Source organism: Kitasatospora sp. NPDC057223 (assembly GCF_042669755.1).
Taxonomy (GTDB): domain Bacteria; phylum Actinomycetota; class Actinomycetes; order Streptomycetales; family Streptomycetaceae; genus Kitasatospora.
In genome coordinates this window covers 1-3,909 of the sequence record NZ_JBHUWW010000268.1, presented here as the reverse complement: position 1 = coordinate 3,909, position 3,909 = coordinate 1, and the positions used below count along the sequence as shown (strand labels likewise).

General features: G+C 70.8%; 4 protein-coding genes. 3 read left to right on the top strand and 1 reads right to left on the bottom strand.

Going from position 1 to position 3,909, the window contains the following annotated elements; genetic code table 11:
• Positions 1–67: 67 nt before the first annotated feature.
• Positions 68–526, bottom strand: a complete 459-nt coding sequence (locus tag ACFUK0_RS39750; protein WP_380258892.1) for a hypothetical protein — start codon at positions 524–526, stop codon at positions 68–70.
• 235 nt (positions 527–761) lie between these two features.
• Here ACFUK0_RS39750 and ctaD point away from each other — a divergent pair, with 235 nt between their 5' ends.
• The 3 genes from ctaD to ACFUK0_RS39735 all read left to right on the top strand — a co-directional run bounded on the left by ctaD (position 762) and on the right by ACFUK0_RS39735 (position 3,774).
• Positions 762–2,465 (top strand): cytochrome c oxidase subunit I, encoded by a 1,704-nt coding sequence (gene ctaD / locus ACFUK0_RS39745; RefSeq protein WP_380258894.1) that lies wholly within the window; start codon positions 762–764, stop codon positions 2,463–2,465.
• Between the two features lie 74 nt (positions 2,466–2,539).
• A complete protein-coding gene (locus ACFUK0_RS39740; RefSeq protein ID WP_380258890.1) occupies positions 2,540–2,941 on the top strand; it encodes a YccF domain-containing protein in 402 nt (133 codons plus the stop codon).
• A 125-nt stretch (positions 2,942–3,066) separates the two neighbouring features.
• A complete protein-coding gene (locus ACFUK0_RS39735) occupies positions 3,067–3,774 on the top strand; it encodes an RraA family protein (RefSeq protein ID WP_380258888.1) in 708 nt (235 codons plus the stop codon).
• The last annotated feature ends 135 nt before the right edge of the window (positions 3,775–3,909 follow it).

The following is a 3,909-nucleotide window of genomic DNA, read 5'->3' as shown; positions in this document are numbered from 1 at the left end:
GATCGGCGCGGCCCCGGACGCTCGGGCTCGAACGCTCGGGCTCGGATGACCGGGCCCGGGCGGGCGGTCAGACCAGCGGCTCCTGGTCCGGGCGGTAGACGCAGAGCGCCCAGATCACGAAGACGTCCAGGGCGATGACCACCAGGGACCACAGCGGGTAGTACGGCAGCGCGAGGAAGCTCTCCATGGCGCTCAGCGAGGCCAGGAGGATACCGGCGAAGCGGGCCCACTGGGCGCCCCTGAGCAGGAAGAAACCGGTGACGGCGAGCAGCACGCCGATGGCCATGTGTATCCAGCCCCAGGCGGTCAGGTCGAACTGGAAGACGTAGTTCGGCGTCGACACGAAGACGTCGTCCTTGGCGACCGCCATGATGCCGCGGAACACGTCCATCAGGCCGTTCAGCATCATCAGCACGGCCGCGAAGAGCACCATGCCGGTGACCCACCCGCTGTTCGCCCCGGTGGCCGGTGCGGTCGGTCCGGCCCGCCAGGGCTGCGGTTCGGGCGTCGGCGTCGTGTTGCTCATGGGGCTCCTCCAGGCGTACGGGTGCGAGGCGGGTGGGATCTCGACCGTCCGCCGGGCCGGGGAGGCCCGCAACCGGCGGGCGCCTGTTCGGGTGAACGCCGGGCGCCCGGCGGGGCGAGCCGTGCCCTCGCGCCCGTCGTCACTGGTAGTGGTTGACCGACTACCCGGCCGCCGGGCCGGGGCGCCCCGGCAGGGTCCGGATCCCTGGCCCGAGAGGTGTGCTGCGGTGACCCTTCTGCCGAGGACCGAGGTGGCACGGCGAGCGCCGCTCAGGCCGCGCCGCCCGCACCGCGACCCCGCCCGCCGGGCCCGCCGCGGCCGGGTGCTGGTGTCGTGGCTGACCACCACGGACCACAAGCGGATCGGCACGCTCTACATGACGACCGCGTTCGCCTTCTTCCTGTTCGGCGGGGTGATGGCGATGCTGATGCGGGCGGAGCTGGCCCGGCCGGGCCTTCAGCTGATGTCGAACGAGCAGTTCAACCAGCTGTTCACGATGCACGGCACGATCATGCTGCTGATGTTCGCGACGCCGCTGTTCGCGGGCTTCGCGAACTGGATCATGCCGCTGCAGATCGGCGCGCCCGACGTGGCGTTCCCGCGGCTGAACATGCTCGCCTACTGGCTCTACCTGTTCGGCTCCCTGATCGCCGTCGCCGGCTTCCTGACCCCGGACGGCGCGGCCGACTTCGGCTGGTTCGCCTACGCGCCGCTGAACAGCGCGATCCACTCGCCGGGCATCGGCGGCGACCTGTGGATCATGGGCCTGACGCTCTCCGGCTTCGGCACGATCATGGGCTCGGTCAACTTCATCACCACGATCATCTGCTTCCGCGCGCCCGGCCTGACGCTGTTCCGGATGCCGATCTTCGTCTGGAACATCCTGCTGACCAGCGTCCTGGTGCTGTTCGCCTTCCCCGTGCTGGCCGCCGCCCTGCTGGCGCTGGAGGCGGACCGCAAGTTCGGCGCCCACGTCTTCGACCCGGCGAACGGCGGAGCGCTGCTCTGGCAGCACCTCTTCTGGTTCTTCGGCCACCCCGAGGTCTACATCATCGCGCTGCCGTTCTTCGGCATCGTCACCGAGATCATCCCGGTCTTCAGCCGCAAGCCGATCTTCGGCTACAGCGGCCTGATCGCGGCCACCATCGCCATCACCGGCCTGTCGATCACCGTCTGGGCGCACCACATGTTCGTCACCGGCCAGGTGCTGCTGCCGTTCTTCTCGATCATGACACTGCTGATCGCGGTGCCGACGGGCGTGAAGTTCTTCAACTGGATCGGCACCATGTGGCGGGGCTCGCTGAGCTTCGAGACGCCGATGCTCTGGACGGTCGGCTTCCTGGTGACCTTCCTGTTCGGCGGCCTGACGGGCGTCCTGCTGGCCTCCCCGCCGATCGACTTCCACGTCTCGGACTCGTACTTCGTCGTCGCCCACTTCCACTACGTGGTCTTCGGCACCGTCGTCTTCGCGATGTTCGCCGGCTTCCACTTCTGGTGGCCGAAGATGACCGGCAGGATGCTCGACGAGCAGCTCGGGAAGATCCACTTCTGGACGCTCTTCATCGGCTTCCACGCGACCTTCCTGGTCCAGCACTGGCTCGGCGCGGAGGGCATGCCCCGCCGCTACGCCGACTACCTGGCCTCGGACGGCTTCACCACCCTGAACACCGTCTCGACCGTCGGCTCGTTCCTGCTCGGCCTCTCCACCCTGCCGTTCCTCTACAACGTCTGGAAGACCGCCAGGTACGGCGAGAAGGTCACCGAGGACGACCCCTGGGGCTACGGCCGCTCGCTGGAGTGGGCGACCTCCTGCCCGCCGCCGCGGCACAACTTCGTCACCCTCCCGCGGATCCGCTCCGAGTCGCCCGCCTTCGACCTGCACCACCCCGAGATCGCCGAACTCGACCGCCTGCAGAACGCCCGCGAGGCGCTCCACTGACGTCCCTCCCCGCCGGGCCCCGAAACCCCCGCGTGCCGGGGCGACGGCACCGGATGCGTGGCAGGCTGGACGGCATGAAGGTAATCGGGTTCATCCTGAACGTCATCTGGCTGCTCTTCTGCGGCATCTGGATGGCCATCGCCTACGCCGTCGCCGGGATCATCTGCTGCGTGCTGATCATCACGATCCCCTTCGGCATCGCCTCCTTCCGGATCGCCGGCTACGTCCTGTGGCCGTTCGGCCGGACGACGGTCGAGAAGCCGGACGCGGGGGCCCCGTCCTTCGTCGGCAACGTGATCTGGCTGGTGTTCGCGGGCTGGTGGCTGGCGATCGGGCACCTGGTGACCAGCATCCCGCTGTTCCTGTCGATCATCGGGATCCCGTTCGGCTGGGCGAACCTGAAGATGATCCCGATCTCGCTGATGCCGCTGGGGCGCGAAGTGGTCTCCAGCGACGAGGGGTTCGGCGGCCGCTGAGGCTCCCCGGAGCGGGTGTCGTCCTTGCCCCGGCCCGTCCGGGCGCAGCAGACTGCCCGGTGGGCTGCCGACGCCCGGCAGCCCGTGTCCGGCCCGACGGGGCACGGGGATTCGGAGCGAGCCAGATGAGCGACGAGCAACTGATCCGGGCCCTGTCCGGCCTGTCCACCGCGCACCTCGCCGACGCGTGCGTCCGGCTCGGCGTCCCGGTGCGGTGCGGGCCCGCCGGGCTGGGGGTGCTGTCGGGCGCGATGCGCTGTGCGGGGCGGGTGCTGCCGGTGCGTCACGTCGGGAGCGTGGACATCTTCCTGGAGGCCCTGGACGGGGCGCGGCCGGGCGACGTCATGGTGATCGACAACGCGGGCCGGCTCGACGAGGCGTGCATCGGGGACCTCGTGGTGCTGGAGGCGCAGCGGGCCGGCCTGGCCGGCATCGTCGTCTGGGGGCTGCACCGCGACACCGCGGAACTGCTGCGGATCGGGCTGCCCGTCCTCTCCCTCGGCGCCACCCCGGCGGGGCCGCTGCGGGTCGGCACGCGGCACCCGGACGGCCTGGAACTGGCGCAGGTCGGGCTGTGGACCGTCACGGCGGACGACGTGGCCGTCGGTGACCGCGACGGGGTGGTCTTCCTGCCGCGGGCCGACGCCGACGCGGTCACGACCGCAGCCGAGGGCATCCGCGACATCGAGCAGCGGCAGGCCGAAGCGATGCGGACCGGTACGTCGCTGCGCGAGCAGACCGGCTTCGCCCGGTACCTGGTGGCCCGCGGGGTGCACCCGGAGCTGACCTTCCGGGAGCACCTGCGGGCGACCGGCGGTGCGATCGAGGAGTGAGCGTCCGCCGTCGGGGGCAACCGGCGCCACACCCGGTGGCCCGATCGGGTGAACACCGGGCGGAGGCACTCCGCGCGGGGCCGTCGGGCGCCGGGATGCCGCCGGCCCCGGCCGCGCGACCGGGGGGACGCGCGC